The following is a 15426-nucleotide window of genomic DNA, read 5'->3' as shown; positions in this document are numbered from 1 at the left end:
GGGTTCTACGACTTGATGTACGGCTTGCCGCTGGCGGCAGGGCCCCGGATCTGACCGGCGAATCCGGCGACCGCGAGCAGCGTGACGACGTACGGCAGCATGAGCATGAACTCGCCGGGGATCGGCGTCTTCAGGATCGAGAGCAGGTTCTGCAGGTTCGTCGCGAATCCGAAGAGCAGGGCGGCGAGCGTCGCGCGGATCGGGTCCCAGCGGCCGAAGATCACGGCGGCGAGAGCGATGAAGCCGAGACCTGCCGTCATCTCCTTGCCGAACTGCGGGACCGACACGAGCGTGAAGTACGCACCGCCGATGCCGGCGATCGCGCCCGCGAGCAGCACGTTCCAGAAGCGGGTCGGGTTGACCCGGATGCCGACCGTGTCGGCCGCCTGCGGGTGCTCGCCCACCGCGCGGAGGCGCAGGCCCCACTTGGTGCGGTACAGGCCCCACGCGACGACGGCCACGGTGATGAACATGAGGTACACGATGAAGGTCTGGTTGAACAGCACCGGACCGATGATCGGGATGTCGCTCAGCACCGGGATCTCGATGCGGGAGAAGCGGACCGGGGTGTTCAGCTCGGCCTCGTTCGGGGCGAGGAGCGCTCCGTAGAGGAATCCGGTGAGCCCGGTGACGAGGACGTTGAGCACGACACCGACGATGACCTGCTCGACGAGGTACTTGATGGCGAACGCCGCCAGCACGCTCGCGACGAGCACGCCGCCGATCATGGCGCCGATCAGGCCGACGAAAGCGTTGCCGGTGATGCTGGACAGCAGCGCCGCCGAGAAGGCGCCGAGGAGCAGCTGCCCCTCGATGGCCACGTTGACGACACCGGCCCGTTCGCCGATGACGCCGCCGAGCGCGCCGAACACGAGCGGCACCGACAGCGACACGGCACCGAACAGCAGGCTCGTGACGGGGACGAGGCCCCCGGCTGCGGCCCAGACCAGGAACGCGAAGACCGCGAGCACGCCGTAGACCACCATGAGCCAGATCGACGGGGCGCGGTACGTCCACGCCCGGAGGAACGCTGCGACCGTGAGGACGACGAGCACGGCGAAGACGACCCAGAAGGTCGGCGCGGTGGGCAGCTCCACGTCGGGGAGCTCGAAGGCCGACGTGCGGTCGCCGAGGCGGAAGGTGCTGGTGCCGCTGCGCGGCACGGCGAGGAAGAGCACGGCCAGCAGCGCGGTGACGATCGCGAGGCTGATCGGTGCCTTGAGGTGACGCTCCCGGACGGTGGCGAGCTGCACCGTGCCGTCGGCGGCTTCGGTCTGCACGAGCGACATCATGCCGTCACCGCCTTCTTCGCGGCCTTGGCTCTCGCCTTCGCCGCCTTCTCTGCGTCGGACTTGGGGAGGAAGAACACCGTGCGCAGCAGCGGCGGCGCGGCGATGAACAGCACGACGAGCGACTGCACGACGAGCACGATGTCGACGGGGATGTCCTGCGCCTGCATGGAGAACGAGCCCGCCTTGAGGGCACCGAACAGGATCCCGGCCGCGAAGGTCCCCCACGCGCGGCTGCGTCCGAGGAGGGCGACCGTGATGGCGTCGAAGCCGATGCCGGCGTCGATGGTCTCGGTGACGCCGGTGGTGACGGCGCCCTGGAGCTGGTTCATGCCGGCGAGGCCGGCGAGGGCACCCGCGAAGAGCATCGCGTAGACGTAGACGCGCTTGACGCTGATGCCCGCGGCGCGAGCGGCGTGCGGGTTCTCCCCCACCGCGCGCATGCGCATGCCCAGCGAGGAGCGCTCGATGAGCCACCACACGAACACCGTCGCGATGACCACGATGACGAAGCCGAGGTCCAGAAGCGGGAACTGCGGGCCGAGCAGGGTCGGGAACTGCGCGCTCTCGGGCGTCGCAGAACCCAGCGCCTGATTGGTCCCCGGCTTCTGCAGGAGCCCCGGCGTGCGGATCATCCACAGCAGCAGGTAGTACGCGATGTAGTTGAGCATGATCGTGAGGATCACCTCGTGCGCGCCCGTGCGTGCCTTGATGAGACCGGCGATGCCGCCCCAGAGCGCACCGCCGGCGATACCGGCCAGCAGGGTGACGGGCAGGTGGAACCAGATCGGCAGGTCGAGGTTGAACGTCAGCAGGGCCGCGACCGCGACGCCGACGAGCATCTGACCGCGGGCACCGATGTTGAACAGGCCGACGCGGAAGGCGAGCGCGACGCCCAGACCGGCGGCGATCAGCGGAGCCGCGAAGCCCAGCGTGTTCGTCAGCGGTCGGATCTGCGCGGCGAAGTCGGCGCCGCGGGCGTTGAAGATCGCTCCGCGGAACAGCGCCTCGTAGCCGTTGTAGACCGCGTTCCATGCCGCGACGAACGTGTCGCTCGGCTTGGCGAAGAAGTATCCGGAGGCCTTCTGCACGTCTTCGTTTGTGAAAGCGATGAGGATGCCGCCGACGATGAGCGCGAGGACGATCGCCAGGATCGTCGTGACCGCACTCCCGCGGAGGATCTCCTTGAGGACGGCGTTGCCGCGCGGGGGCGGGGGCACCTCGTCCGCCAGGCCCGTGCTGGGCGGGAGCTGCTCGGGGGGCAGCCCCTTCGTGACGTCTCCTGCACCGGGTGTCGCGCCGCTCACGCGGTCACCTCCGCATCGGCCGCTCCGGCCATCATGAGTCCGAGTGTCTCCCGGGGCGTGTCACCGGGGACGATGCCGACGATGGTGCCGCGGTACATGACCGCGATCCGGTCGGCGAGGGCGGCGACCTCGTCGAGCTCGGTCGAGACGACGATCACGGGGATGCCCGCGTCCCGCGTCTCGATGATGCGCTTGTGGATGAACTCGATCGAGCCCACGTCGACCCCGCGCGTCGGCTGGGCCGCGACGAAGAGCCGCAGTTCCCGGCTCATCTCGCGCGCGATCACGACCTTCTGCTGGTTGCCTCCGGAGAGGGTTCCCGCGGGGGTGTCCGGGCCCTGCGTGCGGATGTCGTATTCCGCGATGCGCTTCTTGGCGAAGTCCTCCAGGGCGCCGCGACGCAGCGTCCCGGCCCGGCTGAAGGCGGGATCGTCGGAGCGGTCGAGGATGAGGTTCTCGGCGACCGAGAATCCGGCGACGAGGCCGTCCTCGGTACGGTCCTCCGGCACGAACCCGACACCGGCGTCGAGGATGCCGCGGACGCTCTTGCCCACGAGCTCGGTACCGTCGAGGATGATGTTCCCCTCGACGCGTGCGGCGAGGCCGACGATGGCCTCGACGAGCTCGGTCTGGCCGTTGCCCTGCACACCGGCGATGGCGAGGACCTCACCGGGGCGGACCGTGAAGTCGACGTCGTCCACGACGATGGCTCCGGTCGAGGTGAGCACCCGGAGGTTGCGGACCTCCAGGCCGCCTTCGCCGAGGCGGGGCGCCTCCTTATGCACGGTCAGCTCGACCGCGCGGCCGACCATGAGCGAGGCCAGCTCGGCGTTGGTGGCGGTCGGCGAGGCCTCCCCCACCACTCGTCCGAGCCGGACGATCGTGATGCGGTCGGCGACCTCGCGCACCTCGCGCAGCTTGTGCGTGATGAACACGATCGCGGTGCCCTCGTCCCGGAGCTGGCGCATGATGGCCATGAGCTCGTCGGTCTCCTGCGGCGTCAGCACCGCGGTGGGCTCGTCGAAGACGAGGACCTTGGCGTCGCGGGACAGCGCCTTGATGATCTCGACGCGCTGCTGCACACCGACGGGCAGGTCGCCGACGACGGCGTCCGGATCGATGTCGAACCCGAACCGCGCCGCGACCGCGCGCACGTGCTCGCGCGCCTTCGCGATGTCGAGCGTGCCGAGGCCCTTGGTCTGCTCGTGACCGAGCATGACGTTCTCGGCCACCGTGAACACCGGCACGAGCATGAAGTGCTGGTGCACCATGCCGATGCCCGCGGCCATCGCGTCTCCGGGGCCGCGGAAGTGCTGCACGACGTCGTCGAGGAGGATCTCGCCCTCGTCGGCCTGATACAGGCCGTAGAGCACGTTCATCAGCGTCGACTTGCCTGCACCGTTCTCGCCGAGGAGAGCGTGGATCTGACCGGGTTCGACCACGAGATCGATGTGGTCGTTCGCCACGAGGCTGCCGAATCGCTTGGTGATGCCGCGAAGTTCGAGCTTCATATCTGCACCTTATCCAGAAGAGTCACCGAGGAGAATCGTCGCCGCCCACAGTGCGGGGCGAGTGGCAGCCTGCGCCACTCGCCCCGTGCTGGGTACGGCTCCGACTCAGCGGGTGGGAGAGTTCTCGGACTCCACCGTGATGTCGCCGGAGATGATCTGCTCCTGGAGAGCGGACAGCTCGTCCGTGAGGCCCTCGGGCAGGTCCGCCTCGAAGTCGCCGAAGCCGGAGAGCTTCACGCCCTCGTTCTCGAGCGTGCCGATGTAGGGCTCCGGATCGAACTCGCCGGCGGCGGCCGCGAGCGTCGCGTCGCGGACGGCCACGTCGATGGCCTTCATGATGGAGACGAGCGTGATGTCGGCGACGCTGGGGTCGGCGACGGCGAGGTCGCTGTCGACACCGAGCATCAGCGTGTCCTTGCCGCTGTCGTTGATCGCCGCTGCGGCGCTCTGGTAGACCGGGCCGCCGACGGGGAGGATGACGTCGACACCCTGGTCGAGCACGCCCTGGGCGGTCTGCTTGGCCGTGTCGTTGGCGTCGAAGCCGCCCGTGAAGGAGCCCTTCTGGGTGGCGGCGTCCCAACCGAAGACCTGGACGTCGGCCGACTTGTCCTCGTTGTACTTCTCGACACCGAGCTGGTAGCCGTCCATGAAGACGGCGACCGACGGGATCTGCATGCCGCCGAAGGTGCCGACCTTGTTCACGCCGGCCTCTGCGGACCAGGCGGCCGCGGCGTAGCCGCCGAGGTAGGCAGCCTGAGCGGTGTCGAAGACGAGCGGCTTGATGTTCGGCGCGTCGGTGGTGCCGTCGAAGTCGTTGTCAGCCCAGTCGTCGATGATCGCGTAGTCGATCTCGGGGTTCGCGAGCGCGGACTCGACCGTGGCTGCGGACAGCTTGAAGCCGACCGAGACGATGAGCGAGCAGCCCTCGGAGACGGCGGTCTCGAGGTTCGGCGCGTAGTCGTTGTCGTTGGCGGACTCGAACTCCAGCGGCTTGATGCCGAGCTCGTCGGCGGCGCTGTCCATGCCCTCCTTGGCCGACTGGTTGAACGACTTGTCGTTCCAGCCGCCGGCGTCGGAGATGAGGCACGGCTTGAAGTCGGAGTCGACGGGGGCGGATCCGCCCTCGGACTCGTCGGTCGGCGCCTGACCGCAGCCGGCAAGAGCGAAGACGACACCGGCGGCGACCGTCGCGCCGAGCAGCTTCTTGGTGGTGGAGATGGTCACGGATGCCTCCCTCAACGAACCCGCGGCCATCGCGGATCGATCAAAGTTACCTAGTGTTTCGACGTTCGTGCACGTCGGCCCCGGGCGGCCGGGCCAATGGTTACAAAGCTGAAATCAACCCTGCCGATGAGCACGGAGCGCTGCTCATCAGAGCACGTCGCCCTGGCCGTTGAGTTTGAGCGACTCCACCACGCCCTTCACCCGCTGCGCGTTCTCGACCGTCGTGACCAGGAGCGCGTCGGGGGTGTCGACCACGACGATGTCCTGCACCCCCACCAGGCTGATCACGCGGGTGGTCTGGCTGACGAGGATGCCGCTGGCCGCGTCGGTCAGCACCCGGGCGCGGGGCCCGAGGACGGCGAGGTCGTTCTTGCGGCCGTTCGTGATGAGCTTCGTCAGCGACGCGAAGTCCCCCACGTCGTCCCAGTCGAAGTGCCCGGGGACCACGGCGAGACGCCCGCGCCGCGCCGCCGGCTCCGCGACGGCGTAGTCGATCGCGATCTTCTTCAGCCGTGGCCAGATGCGGTCGACGGCGGGCCCGCGGAGCTCCCGGTCGTCCCAGGCCTCGGCGAGTTCGAGAAGACCGGCGTGCAGGGCGGGCTCGTTGGCCGCGAGCTCGTCCAGCAGGACGCTCGCCTTCGCGATGAACATGCCCGCGTTCCACAGGTAGGTGCGCTCGGCGAGGTAGGCCCTGGCCGTCTCCAGATCCGGCTTCTCGACGAAGCTCTCGACGAGGGCCGCCTCCCTGGCGCGCTCCACGACCAGCTCCGGCCCCTTCTTGATGTAGCCGAAGCCGACCGCCGGCTCGGTCGGCGCGATGCCGATCGTGCAGATGTAGCCCTCCCTGGCGACCTCGACGGCGTCGCGGACGGCGAACTCGAAGACCCGCGTGCCCCGGATGACGTGGTCCGCGCTGAACGAGCCGATGATCACGTCCGGGTTGCGCCGATGCAGCACGGCCGCGGCCAGCCCGATCGCCGCCGCGGACTCGCGGGGCTCGGATTCCAGGAAGACGTTGAGGTCGGCGATGCCGGGCAGCTCCGCCTCCACCGCAGCTCGGTGGGCGCGGCCGGTGACCACCGCGATCCGGTCCGGTCCGGCGAGCGGCTCCAGCCGGTCCCACGTATCGCGCAGCAGCGAATGGCCGGAGCCGGTGAGGTCGTGCAGGAACTTCGGGGCGTCCGCGCGGGACAGCGGCCACAGCCGACTGCCGATGCCACCGGCGGGGATGACCGCATAGAAGTCTTCGATCGGCTCGCTCATGCAGGCCAGCGTAGCGGCGGGTTCGACTTAGGCTCCCCTTCGTCGCCCGCGGCGTCCGCACGGGAATAGGATGGACTCCGATCGGGCGTGCCTGACCCTCCTCCAGGCCAGATGTGGACGAAGCAGCGCACGCGACCGAAACACATCGATCCAGGGAGGACGACCGTGTCCACAAGCGCTCGCTTGACACCGTCGATTTCGGAAACCACGTCCAAGACCCCCCGCGGCACCCTCTACCGGGGTCGCGAAGGCATGTGGTCGTGGGTGCTTCACCGCATCACCGGAGTCGCCATCTTCTTCTTCCTGTTGGTGCACGTGCTCGACACGGCGCTGATCAGGGTGTCGCCGGAGGCGTACGACGCGGTCATCGGCACGTACAAGAACCCGGTCATGGCGATCGGCGAGGTCGTGCTCGTGGCGGGCATCGTGTTCCACGCCATGAACGGCCTGCGCATCATCGCCGTCGACTTCTGGTCGAAGGGCGCCAAGTACCAGCGCCAGCTGTTCTGGGGCGTGCTGCTCGTGTGGGGCATCATCATGGCCGGCTTCGTGCCGCGTCACCTGATGCTCGCGTTCGCCGGCTTCGGAGGAGGACACTGATGAGCGCGCAGACCGTCGCCGCTCCCGCCCGCCGTCAGCGCGGCATCAACCTCGAGAAGTGGGGCTGGGTCTTCATGCGCGTCTCGGGCGTCGTGCTCGTCGTGCTGATCTTCGGCCACCTCTTCGTCAACCTCATGGTCGGCGAGGGCATCCACGCCCTCGACTTCGCCTTCATCGCCGGCAAGTTCGCCACGCCGTTCTGGCAGTGGTGGGACGTGCTGATGCTCTGGCTCGCCCTCATCCACGGCGCCAACGGCATGCGCACGATCGTGAACGACTACGTGACCAACCCCACCGCGCGCAAGGCGCTCGTCTGGGCCCTCGGCCTGGCCGCGGGCCTGCTCATCCTCCTCGGCACCCTGGTCGTCTTCACGTTCGACCCGTGCCTGGGTGTGACCGAGTCGAGCACGCTGTGGGAGACCTGCCAGGCGCAGGGCTAGAAGAAGAGGCAAACGAGAAGTGACTACCCAGACGCAGGATTCCGTCGTCCGTGACGGCGTGCACTACCACCAGTTCGACATCGTCATCGTGGGCGCCGGCGGCGCCGGCATGCGGGCGGCCATCGAGGCCGGCCCCGGCGCGAAGACGGCCGTGATCTCCAAGCTGTACCCGACGCGGTCGCACACCGGTGCCGCGCAGGGCGGCATGGCGGCGGCCCTCGCGAACGTCGAGGAGGACTCCTGGGAGTGGCACACCTTCGACACCGTCAAGGGCGGCGACTACCTCGTCGACCAGGACGCGGCGGAGATCCTCGCGAAGGAGGCCATCGACGCGGTCATCGACCTCGAGAACATGGGCCTCCCCTTCAACCGCACCCCTGAGGGCAAGATCGACCAGCGCCGCTTCGGCGGCCACACGGCCGAGCACGGCAAGACCCCGGTCCGCCGCGCGTGCTACGCCGCCGACCGCACCGGCCACATGATCCTGCAGACGCTGTTCCAGAACTGCGTCAAGCTCGGCATCAACTTCTTCAACGAGTTCTACGTGCTCGACCTCATCACCGTGAAGGACGCGGCGGGGGCGACGCAGGTCGCCGGCGTCGTCGCGTACGACCTCGCCACGGGCGAGCTGCACGTCTTCCAGTCCAAGGCCGTGATCTTCGCGACCGGCGGCTTCGGCAAGATCTTCAAGACGACCTCCAACGCGCACACGCTCACCGGCGACGGCGTGGGCATCGTCTGGCGCAAGGGCCTCCCCCTCGAGGACCTCGAGTTCTTCCAGTTCCACCCGACCGGCCTCGCCGGCCTCGGTATCCTCCTCACCGAGGGCGCCCGCGGCGAGGGCGCGATCCTGCGCAACGCCTCCGGTGAGCGCTTCATGGAGCGGTACGCCCCGACCATCAAGGACCTGGCGCCCCGAGACATCGTCGCGCGCTGCATGGTCCAGGAGGTCGCGGAGGGCCGCGGCGCCGGTCCCCACAAGGACTACGTGCTGCTGGACTGCACACACCTGGGCGCCGAGGTACTCGAGACCAAGCTCCCGGACATCACCGAGTTCGCCCGCACGTACCTGGGCGTGGACCCGGTCGTCGAGCCGGTGCCCGTCATGCCCACCGCGCACTATGCCATGGGTGGCATCCCCACGAACAACAACGGCGAGGTGCTCGCGGACAACGACACCGTCGTCCCCGGTCTCTACGCCGCCGGCGAGTGCGCCTGCGTCTCGGTGCACGGCGCCAACCGTCTCGGCACGAACTCGCTGCTCGACATCAACGTGTTCGGCAAGCGGTCGGGTCGCAACGCGGTGGAGTACGTCAAGACGGCGGACTTCGTCCCGCTTCCGGAGAACCCCGCGGCGTTCGTCTCCGACATGCTCGAGGGCCTGCGCAACAACCAGGGCACCGAGCGGATCGCCGTGCTGCGCAAGACGCTGCAGGACGAGATGGACAAGGGCGCGCAGGTGTTCCGCACGCACGAATCCCTCCAGCACGTCCTCGGCGTGATCGCCGAGCTCCGTGAGCGCTATAAGAACGTGCACGTCGACGACAAGGGCCACCGGTTCAACACCGACCTGCTCGAGGCGGTCGAGCTGGGCTTCCTGCTCGACATCGCCGAGGTCGTCGTCTACGCCGCACAGAACCGCGAGGAGAGCCGCGGCGGCCACATGCGCGACGACTTCCCGAAGCGCGACGACGAGAACTACATGAAGCACACCATGGCGTACCTCACGGGCGACCCGCACTCCTCCGACCCGAGCGACCACATCAAGCTCGACTGGAAGCCCGTCGTCTTCACCAAGAACGACAAGGGCGAGTTCAACTACCCGCCGATGGAGAGGAAGTACTGAGCATGTCCAACGCCCTCGCCGAGGCCCCGGCAGACACGACGGAAGAGACCGGGATCCAGTCCTTCATCGTCACCTTCAACATCCGTCGGTTCGACCCGGAGATCGACGCCGAGCCGCACTGGGTCGACTACGACGTGGAGCTCTACTCCACCGACCGCGTCCTCGACGCCCTGCACAAGATCAAGTGGGAGGTCGACGGCTCGCTCACCTTCCGGCGCTCCTGCGCCCACGGCATCTGCGGCTCCGACGCCATGCGCATCAACGGCCGCAACCGCCTGGCGTGCAAGACGCTGATCAAGGACCTCGACATCTCGAAGCCGATCTACGTCGAGGCCATCAAGGGCCTGCCGCTGGAGAAGGACCTCGTCGTCGACATGGAGCCGTTCTTCGCGTCGTACCGCGAGGTGCAGCCGTTCCTCGTCGCGAACTCCGTGCCGGAGAAGGGCAAGGAGCGCACGCAGTCCATCGCCGACCGCGAGATCTTCGACGACACCACCAAGTGCATCCTCTGCGCCGCGTGCACGTCGTCATGCCCGGTGTTCTGGACGGACGGACAGTACTTCGGTCCGGCGGCCATCGTCAACGCGCATCGCTTCATCTTCGACTCGCGTGACGACAACGCTGCGGTCCGCCTCGACATCCTCAACGACAAGGAAGGCGTCTGGCGCTGCCGCACGACCTTCAACTGCTCCGAGGCGTGCCCCCGCGGCATCGAGGTCACCAAGGCCATCGCCGAGGTCAAGCAGGCGGTCCTCCGCGGCCGTCCCTGACGCGCCGACACAGGCATTCACGCGAGAACAGGCGGTCCCGGACGGGGCCGCCTGTTCTCGCGTCTGTGCCTGTTCTCGCGGAAGGGCGTGATCGGTCTTGGGTAGGGTGGGGGCGTGTCCGAGCCCGGTTCGGCGACCGATGGTCGCCTCGATGCCGCGGTCGAGCGCGCGACCGCGCTGACGCGGCGGACCCTCGGTCTTTTCCCGGTGCGGGTGTGGCGTCACTTCCTGCAACACAACGGCTTCCTGCTCGCCGCCGGGGTGAGCTACCAGGCGCTGTTCGCCATCTTCGCCGCGGTCTACCTCGCGTTCGCCATCACAGGGCTCTGGCTCGGCGGCAGCGAGGAGGCCGTGAACGGGCTCATCGACATCATCAACAACTACATCCCGAACCTCATCCTCGACGAGGGCGGCGTCTTCACGCCCGCACAGGTGCAGGAGATCGCGTCGAACACCACCGGGTTCCTCGGAATCACCGGCCTCATCGCGCTCGGCACGGTCATCTGGACGGCGATCGGCTGGGTGACCTTCTCCCGGCGAGCCGTGCGGGACATCTTCGGCCTCGAGCCCGACCGCCGCAGCTACCTCCTCCTCAAAGCGCGCGACCTCCTCGCCGCCCTCATCTTCGGTGTCTCGCTGATCCTCGGCTCCGCCCTCAGCTCGGCCAGCGCCGCCGTGCTGAGCTGGGTGCTCTCGCTCCTCGGCTGGGACGCGGGATCGGACGGCCTCAACCTCGGCATCCGGATCGGCACGGTGCTCGTGTCGTTCGTCCTGCTGACGGGGGCGCTGGCGGCGATGGTGCGCTTCCTCACCGGCACCTCGCTGCACTGGAGCACCATCTGGCCGGGCGCCCTCCTCGGCGGCGCGGCCATGACGGTGCTGCAGTTCGGGGTCGGGTTCCTCCTGAGCTACACGCCGTCCAATCCCCTGCTGGCGACCTTCGCGATCTTCGTCGGGCTGCTGCTGTGGTTCCGGGTGAACGGGGTGGTCATGCTCGTCGCCGCCTCCTGGATCGCCGTCGCTGCCCAGGACCGCGACCTCCCGCTCCTGCTGCCGACGGAGGCCGAGCGGCGGGTGGCGGAGCACGCCACCCTGCTCGCGGCGGCACGGATCCGATTGCGCGACGCCCGAGCCGCGCAAGACGAGGCCCCGTGGTATCGGAGCTGGGCGGCCGGGCACGCCGTCCGCGAGGCGGAGGACGAGGTCGCGCGACTGGAGGCCTCTGCTCCCCCGCCCGCACCCCCGACCTCCCCTCTCGCGCAGCGCCTGCTCTCCGAGCTCGATCACCGTCAGAACCGCGATGTCGGCGGTGCTCGTTAGGCTGGAGGAATGCCTCACCTGCGTATCGCCTCGGTCAATGTCAACGGGATCCGGGCGGCCGCCCGCAACGGGATGAGCACGTGGCTGGACGCCGCCGACATCGACATCCTCACCCTTCAGGAGGTGCGCGGGCAGGACGAGCACATCGAGGCCGCCCTCCCCGGCTGGACCTTCGTCCACGACGAGGCCACGGCCAAGGGGCGAGCGGGCGTCGCGATCGCCAGCCGCCTCCCCGCGCTCGCCTCCCGGGCGGACTTCGGCCCGGAGGACTTCGACTCCAAGGGGCGCTGGATCGAGGCCGACTTCCTGATCGGCGACCGTCCGCTCACCGTCGTCAGCGCCTACGTGCACTCCGGCGAGGCCGACACCCCGAAGCAGGATGAGAAGTGGAAGTTCCTCGACGCGTTCGAAGCGCGACTCGCGAGCCTGAACACCGACGGCGCCCTCGCCCTCGTCACCGGCGACCTCAACGTGGGGCACCGCGAGCTCGACATCAAGAACTGGCGCGGCAACCGCACCAAGGCCGGCTTCCTGCCGCGTGAGCGCGCCTACTTCGATCGCTTCCTCGGTGAGGCCGGGACCCCGGTCACCGGCGTCGACGGCTCGGTCGGCACCGGCCTGGGCTGGGTGGACGTCGGCCGCCGCTTCCACGGCGAGGTGGACGGGCCGTACACGTGGTGGTCCATGCGCGGGAAGGCCTTCGACAACGACTCGGGATGGCGCATCGACTACCACCTGGCCACGCCCGCTCTCGCCGAGCGCGTCCAGGCGTACCACGTGGCGCGTGCGGCCGCGTACGACCAGCGCTGGAGCGACCACGCGCCGGTCGTCGTCGACTACACCTACTGACCCGGGTCGGGCTGCTCGGAGGGCGACGGCTCCGACTCCCGATACCATCCGCGGTACTCCAGGACGGTGCCGAGCAGCGGGTTCACGGCACGCATATCGATCGTGCGCCGGCGGTGCTCCGCGTCCCAGCCGTCGATCAGGTCCACGCGCACGCCGAGCGGACCGGGCAGCGCGAACCGCCGACCGCACAGCCGCAGCGCGACTCGGATGGTGCGCATCCGCAGGAAGCCCTCCGCCGTCACACTGCACTCCTCGATGAGCTCCACGCGGCCTCGGGCACCGAGGAGATTCCGGACCAGTCCCGGCCGCACGCTCACCGTGAGCCGGTCGACGATCCGCGCGGTCCGTCCGGGGAAACGGAACTCGCGGATGGAGTCGAGCGTCGCGCGGCCGGTCTCTGTGCGCCCCGAGGCCGTGCGGAGCACGAACGGGACATCTCGTCCCGATGTCGGCACCAGAAGACCCGGCCCGACGATCGGACGCACGAGACCGGCTGCGCGACCGAAGCGGCTCCCCGCGACGGCGAACACCCCCTCCGCGTGCCCCGCCGCGACGGGAGCGCGATACTGCGCGAGGATCTCCGGGTGCAGACGCTCGGCGTCCGCGCCCAACGCGTCGAGGAACACCTGTCCCCGCGTCGGAGGCGCACCGCTCGTCATGACGTCAGCGTAAGGGATCGGCGGGCGCAGGGGTCCGCCGCGCGGACGCATAGGATTGACGGGTGAACAAGCCTCGTCTCTACTCCGGAATGCAGCCCTCCGCCGACTCCCTCCAGATCGGCAACTACATCGGCGCACTCCTGCAGTGGCGGGAGCTCCAGACCTCGTACGACGCGTTCTTCTCCGTCGTCGACCTGCACGCCCTCACGGTCGCCCAGAACCCGGCCGAGCTCCGCGAGAAGACCCGCCGTACCGCCGCGCAGTACATCGCGGCGGGCATCGAGCCCTCGCAGTCGACGCTGTACGTGCAGTCGCACGTGCGTGCGCACGCCGAGCTCGCCTGGATCCTCAGCACGATCACCGGCTTCGGTGAGGCCGGACGGATGACCCAGTTCAAGGACAAGTCGGCCCGCTACGGCGCCGATGCGACCAGCGTCGGCCTCTTCACCTACCCGGTGCTCATGGCCGCCGACATCCTGCTCTACCAGACGGACGTCGTGCCGGTCGGCGACGACCAGAAGCAGCACGTCGAGCTCACCCGCGACCTCGCGGAGCGCTTCAACTCGCGGTTCGGCGAGACCTTCACGGTGCCGGTCCCGGTCATCCAGAAGGAGACGGCGCGCATCTACGACCTGCAGAATCCGACGGCCAAGATGTCGAAGTCGGCCGAGAGCGATGCCGGCGTGCTGTGGATGCTGGACGACCCGGCGAAGTCGGCGAAGAAGATCATGCGCGCGGTGACCGACAACGAGGGCACCGTGCGGTTCGATCGCGAGGCCAAGCCGGGCGTCTCGAACCTCCTGACCATCTACGCCGCGCTGAGCGGACGCCAGATCCCCGCGATCGAGGACGAGTACGCGGGTCGCGGGTACGGCGACTTCAAGAAGGGCCTCGCCGAGGTCGTCGTGGAGGAGTTCGCTCCGGTGCGCGACCGTGCGCTCGAACTCCTCGACGATCCGGCCGAGCTCGACCGGATCCTCGCCGAGAACGCCGCCCGCGCCGATGCCGTCGCCGATCGGACGCTGTCCGACGTGTACGACCGCGTCGGACTGCTGCGCCGGGTCTGAGCCGCGCGCCACCCTAGGATGACATCGTGACCGATCCGCAGCTGCCCCCTCCGTCCGGCGCCGTTCCGCCCGCCCCTCCGACGGCCTCGGTCCCGCAGGACTCGGTCTCCGGTGCGATCCCGCCGCCCGCGTACGCGTCCGTACCGCCGAGGGCTCCGGCACCCTACCCGCCGACCGGCGGATACGGCCAGCCGGCACCCCCGGCTGCGCCTCCGGGGGCGTATCAGGTGCCCGTGGGCGGCTATGCGGCACCGTCCGGCACGTACACGGCGCCCGACGCCGCGCCGAAGCCCTCGGGGTTCCTCGGCCTGCTCGCCCTCGGCCTCTCGATCCTCGCGGCCGTCGTCATGCCGATCATCGGCGGCGTCAGCGCGTTCGAGGTGGGCCGCCGCATCCCGCAGGGCATCAGCGGCTCCTCGGGAGATCTCGGGTTCCTGTCCCCCGCGCGTGATCAGGTGCTGTGGACGGAGCTGTCGTTCTGGGCCGGCACGGTGTTCGGCATCGCCGCGATCGTGCTCGGCATCATCGCGATCCGCCGAAAGCAGGGACGTGGAGCGGGCATCGCCGCGCTGATCGTCGCCGTCCTCGGCGCAGTCATCTTCTTCGTCGCCGTGTTCACGGCCTTCGCCGTCGGCGGCGCCGCGGGATACGCCACCTTCACCACCTGACCCCGCGGGGCGCCGGTCAGCGCGGTGCGTGATGCTTCTGCTGCGCGGCGAGCAGGCCTTCCCCGACGAGGAGCTCGACGGCGTCCGCGGCGTCACCCACGAGCAGGGGAAGGTTCGCACGCTCGTCCTTGCCGAACGGGGAGAGCACCCAGTCGGCAGGATCCTGGCGCCCCGCCGGTCGGCCGATGCCGACCCGCACCCGCGGGAAGTCCGGGCTCGTGAGGGCCCGCGCGATGTCACGCACGCCGTTGTGCCCGCCGTGCCCTCCTCCGGTCTTGAGCTTGACCGTGTCGAACGGGATGTCGAGCTCGTCGTGCACGACGACCACGTGGTCGAGAGGGACGGAGTAGAACCGGGCGAGCGCTGCGACAGGGGTTCCCGAGACGTTCATGAACGTGTTCGGCTTGGCGAGCACGAGCTTGTCGGCACCGGGCCGGAGCCAGGTCTCGACGACGCGCGCGCCCCCCTTGTGCTCCCGGAAGCTCTCTCCGCGGCGGGCCGCGAGCTCATCGACGACCATCTGGCCGATGTTGTGGCGGGTCGCCTCATAGCGGGGTCCCGGATTGCCGAGACCGACCACGAGCCAGGTGGCTGCCATTCCTCGTCCTCTCTC

General features: G+C 69.1%; 15 protein-coding genes. 8 read left to right on the top strand and 7 right to left on the bottom strand.

What is annotated here, in order from left to right:
* Positions 1 to 5 precede the first annotated feature (5 nt).
* The 5 genes from AB0310_RS16495 to AB0310_RS16475 all read right to left on the bottom strand — a co-directional run bounded on the left by AB0310_RS16495 (position 6) and on the right by AB0310_RS16475 (position 6594).
* Complete coding sequence (locus AB0310_RS16495) at positions 6 to 1289, bottom strand: ABC transporter permease (RefSeq protein ID WP_396667033.1); 1284 nt, start codon at positions 1287 to 1289, stop codon at positions 6 to 8.
* The gene (locus AB0310_RS16490) at positions 1289 to 2596 is read right to left on the bottom strand and encodes an ABC transporter permease (RefSeq protein WP_187661942.1); all 1308 of its coding nucleotides are present in this window, start codon (positions 2594 to 2596) and stop codon (positions 1289 to 1291) included. Before AB0310_RS16490 ends, AB0310_RS16495 begins: the two co-directional genes overlap by 1 nt.
* A complete protein-coding gene (locus AB0310_RS16485; protein ID WP_259954614.1) occupies positions 2593 to 4107 on the bottom strand; it encodes an ABC transporter ATP-binding protein in 1515 nt (504 codons plus the stop codon). The genes AB0310_RS16490 and AB0310_RS16485 overlap by 4 nt, the downstream gene beginning before the upstream one ends.
* A 105-nt stretch (positions 4108 to 4212) precedes the next feature.
* Positions 4213 to 5331: a BMP family lipoprotein gene (locus tag AB0310_RS16480; RefSeq protein WP_187661944.1), complete on the bottom strand. Its 1119-nt coding sequence runs from the start codon at positions 5329 to 5331 to the stop codon at positions 4213 to 4215.
* Positions 5332 to 5478: 147 nt separating this feature from the next.
* On the bottom strand, positions 5479 to 6594 hold the full coding sequence (locus AB0310_RS16475) for a mannose-1-phosphate guanylyltransferase (protein ID WP_071329657.1): 1116 nt from the start codon (positions 6592 to 6594) through the stop codon (positions 5479 to 5481).
* 165 nt (positions 6595 to 6759) lie between these two features.
* Between AB0310_RS16475 and sdhC the strand changes: the two genes are divergently transcribed.
* From sdhC to AB0310_RS16445, 6 genes are all read left to right on the top strand, one after another.
* Positions 6760 to 7194, top strand: coding sequence for a succinate dehydrogenase, cytochrome b556 subunit (gene sdhC, locus AB0310_RS16470; protein WP_082758508.1), 435 nt, complete (start codon positions 6760 to 6762; stop codon positions 7192 to 7194).
* Positions 7194 to 7634 (top strand): succinate dehydrogenase hydrophobic membrane anchor subunit, encoded by a 441-nt coding sequence (locus AB0310_RS16465; protein WP_149085820.1) that lies wholly within the window; start codon positions 7194 to 7196, stop codon positions 7632 to 7634. The genes sdhC and AB0310_RS16465 overlap by 1 nt, the downstream gene beginning before the upstream one ends.
* A 19-nt stretch (positions 7635 to 7653) precedes the next feature.
* Complete coding sequence (gene sdhA, locus AB0310_RS16460) at positions 7654 to 9480, top strand: succinate dehydrogenase flavoprotein subunit (protein WP_259954611.1); 1827 nt, start codon at positions 7654 to 7656, stop codon at positions 9478 to 9480.
* A gap of 2 nt (positions 9481 to 9482) precedes the next feature.
* Complete coding sequence (locus AB0310_RS16455) at positions 9483 to 10250, top strand: succinate dehydrogenase iron-sulfur subunit (RefSeq protein ID WP_187661947.1); 768 nt, start codon at positions 9483 to 9485, stop codon at positions 10248 to 10250.
* Positions 10251 to 10364: 114 nt separating this feature from the next.
* Complete coding sequence (locus AB0310_RS16450) at positions 10365 to 11570, top strand: YhjD/YihY/BrkB family envelope integrity protein (protein ID WP_259954610.1); 1206 nt, start codon at positions 10365 to 10367, stop codon at positions 11568 to 11570.
* A 9-nt stretch (positions 11571 to 11579) separates the two neighbouring features.
* Positions 11580 to 12419, top strand: coding sequence for an exodeoxyribonuclease III (locus AB0310_RS16445; RefSeq protein WP_259954609.1), 840 nt, complete (start codon positions 11580 to 11582; stop codon positions 12417 to 12419).
* On the opposite strand, the gene AB0310_RS16440 is transcribed toward AB0310_RS16445, so the two are convergent.
* Entirely contained in the window at positions 12413 to 13078 is a 666-nt protein-coding gene (locus tag AB0310_RS16440; protein ID WP_259954608.1) for a DUF4166 domain-containing protein, read from the bottom strand. The two genes, AB0310_RS16445 and AB0310_RS16440, sit on opposite strands and share 7 nt — an antisense overlap.
* Before the next feature lie 62 nt (positions 13079 to 13140).
* On the opposite strand from AB0310_RS16440, the gene trpS reads away from it, so the two are divergent.
* Entirely contained in the window at positions 13141 to 14145 is a 1005-nt protein-coding gene (trpS, locus tag AB0310_RS16435; RefSeq protein WP_259954607.1) for a tryptophan--tRNA ligase, read from the top strand.
* Positions 14146 to 14171: 26 nt separating this feature from the next.
* Positions 14172 to 14813 (top strand): hypothetical protein, encoded by a 642-nt coding sequence (locus AB0310_RS16430; protein WP_268776826.1) that lies wholly within the window; start codon positions 14172 to 14174, stop codon positions 14811 to 14813.
* A gap of 16 nt (positions 14814 to 14829) precedes the next feature.
* Here the strand turns inward: AB0310_RS16430 and pth are convergent, their stop codons facing one another.
* Complete coding sequence (gene pth, locus AB0310_RS16425; protein WP_187661952.1) at positions 14830 to 15411, bottom strand: aminoacyl-tRNA hydrolase; 582 nt, start codon at positions 15409 to 15411, stop codon at positions 14830 to 14832.
* Positions 15412 to 15426: the final 15 nt, after the last annotated feature.

The sequence above is a fragment of the Microbacterium meiriae genome, assembly GCF_040702565.1.
GTDB classification, from domain to species: Bacteria; Actinomycetota; Actinomycetes; order Actinomycetales; family Microbacteriaceae; genus Microbacterium; species Microbacterium meiriae.
This window is presented reverse-complemented; position numbering and strand designations above follow the sequence as displayed.

Coding starts and splice junctions, on each gene's coding strand:
- AB0310_RS16495 (WP_396667033.1), bottom strand. CDS start 1,289: ATGTCGCTCGTGCAGACCGAAGCCGCCGACGGCACGGTGCAGCTCGCC.
- AB0310_RS16485 (WP_259954614.1), bottom strand. CDS start 4,107: ATGAAGCTCGAACTTCGCGGCATCACCAAGCGATTCGGCAGCCTCGTG.
- AB0310_RS16475 (WP_071329657.1), bottom strand. CDS start 6,594: ATGAGCGAGCCGATCGAAGACTTCTATGCGGTCATCCCCGCCGGTGGC.
- AB0310_RS16465 (WP_149085820.1), top strand. CDS start 7,194: ATGAGCGCGCAGACCGTCGCCGCTCCCGCCCGCCGTCAGCGCGGCATC.
- AB0310_RS16455 (WP_187661947.1), top strand. CDS start 9,483: ATGTCCAACGCCCTCGCCGAGGCCCCGGCAGACACGACGGAAGAGACC.
- AB0310_RS16445 (WP_259954609.1), top strand. CDS start 11,580: ATGCCTCACCTGCGTATCGCCTCGGTCAATGTCAACGGGATCCGGGCG.
- AB0310_RS16440 (WP_259954608.1), bottom strand. CDS start 13,078: ATGACGAGCGGTGCGCCTCCGACGCGGGGACAGGTGTTCCTCGACGCG.
- pth (WP_187661952.1), bottom strand. CDS start 15,411: ATGGCAGCCACCTGGCTCGTGGTCGGTCTCGGCAATCCGGGACCCCGC.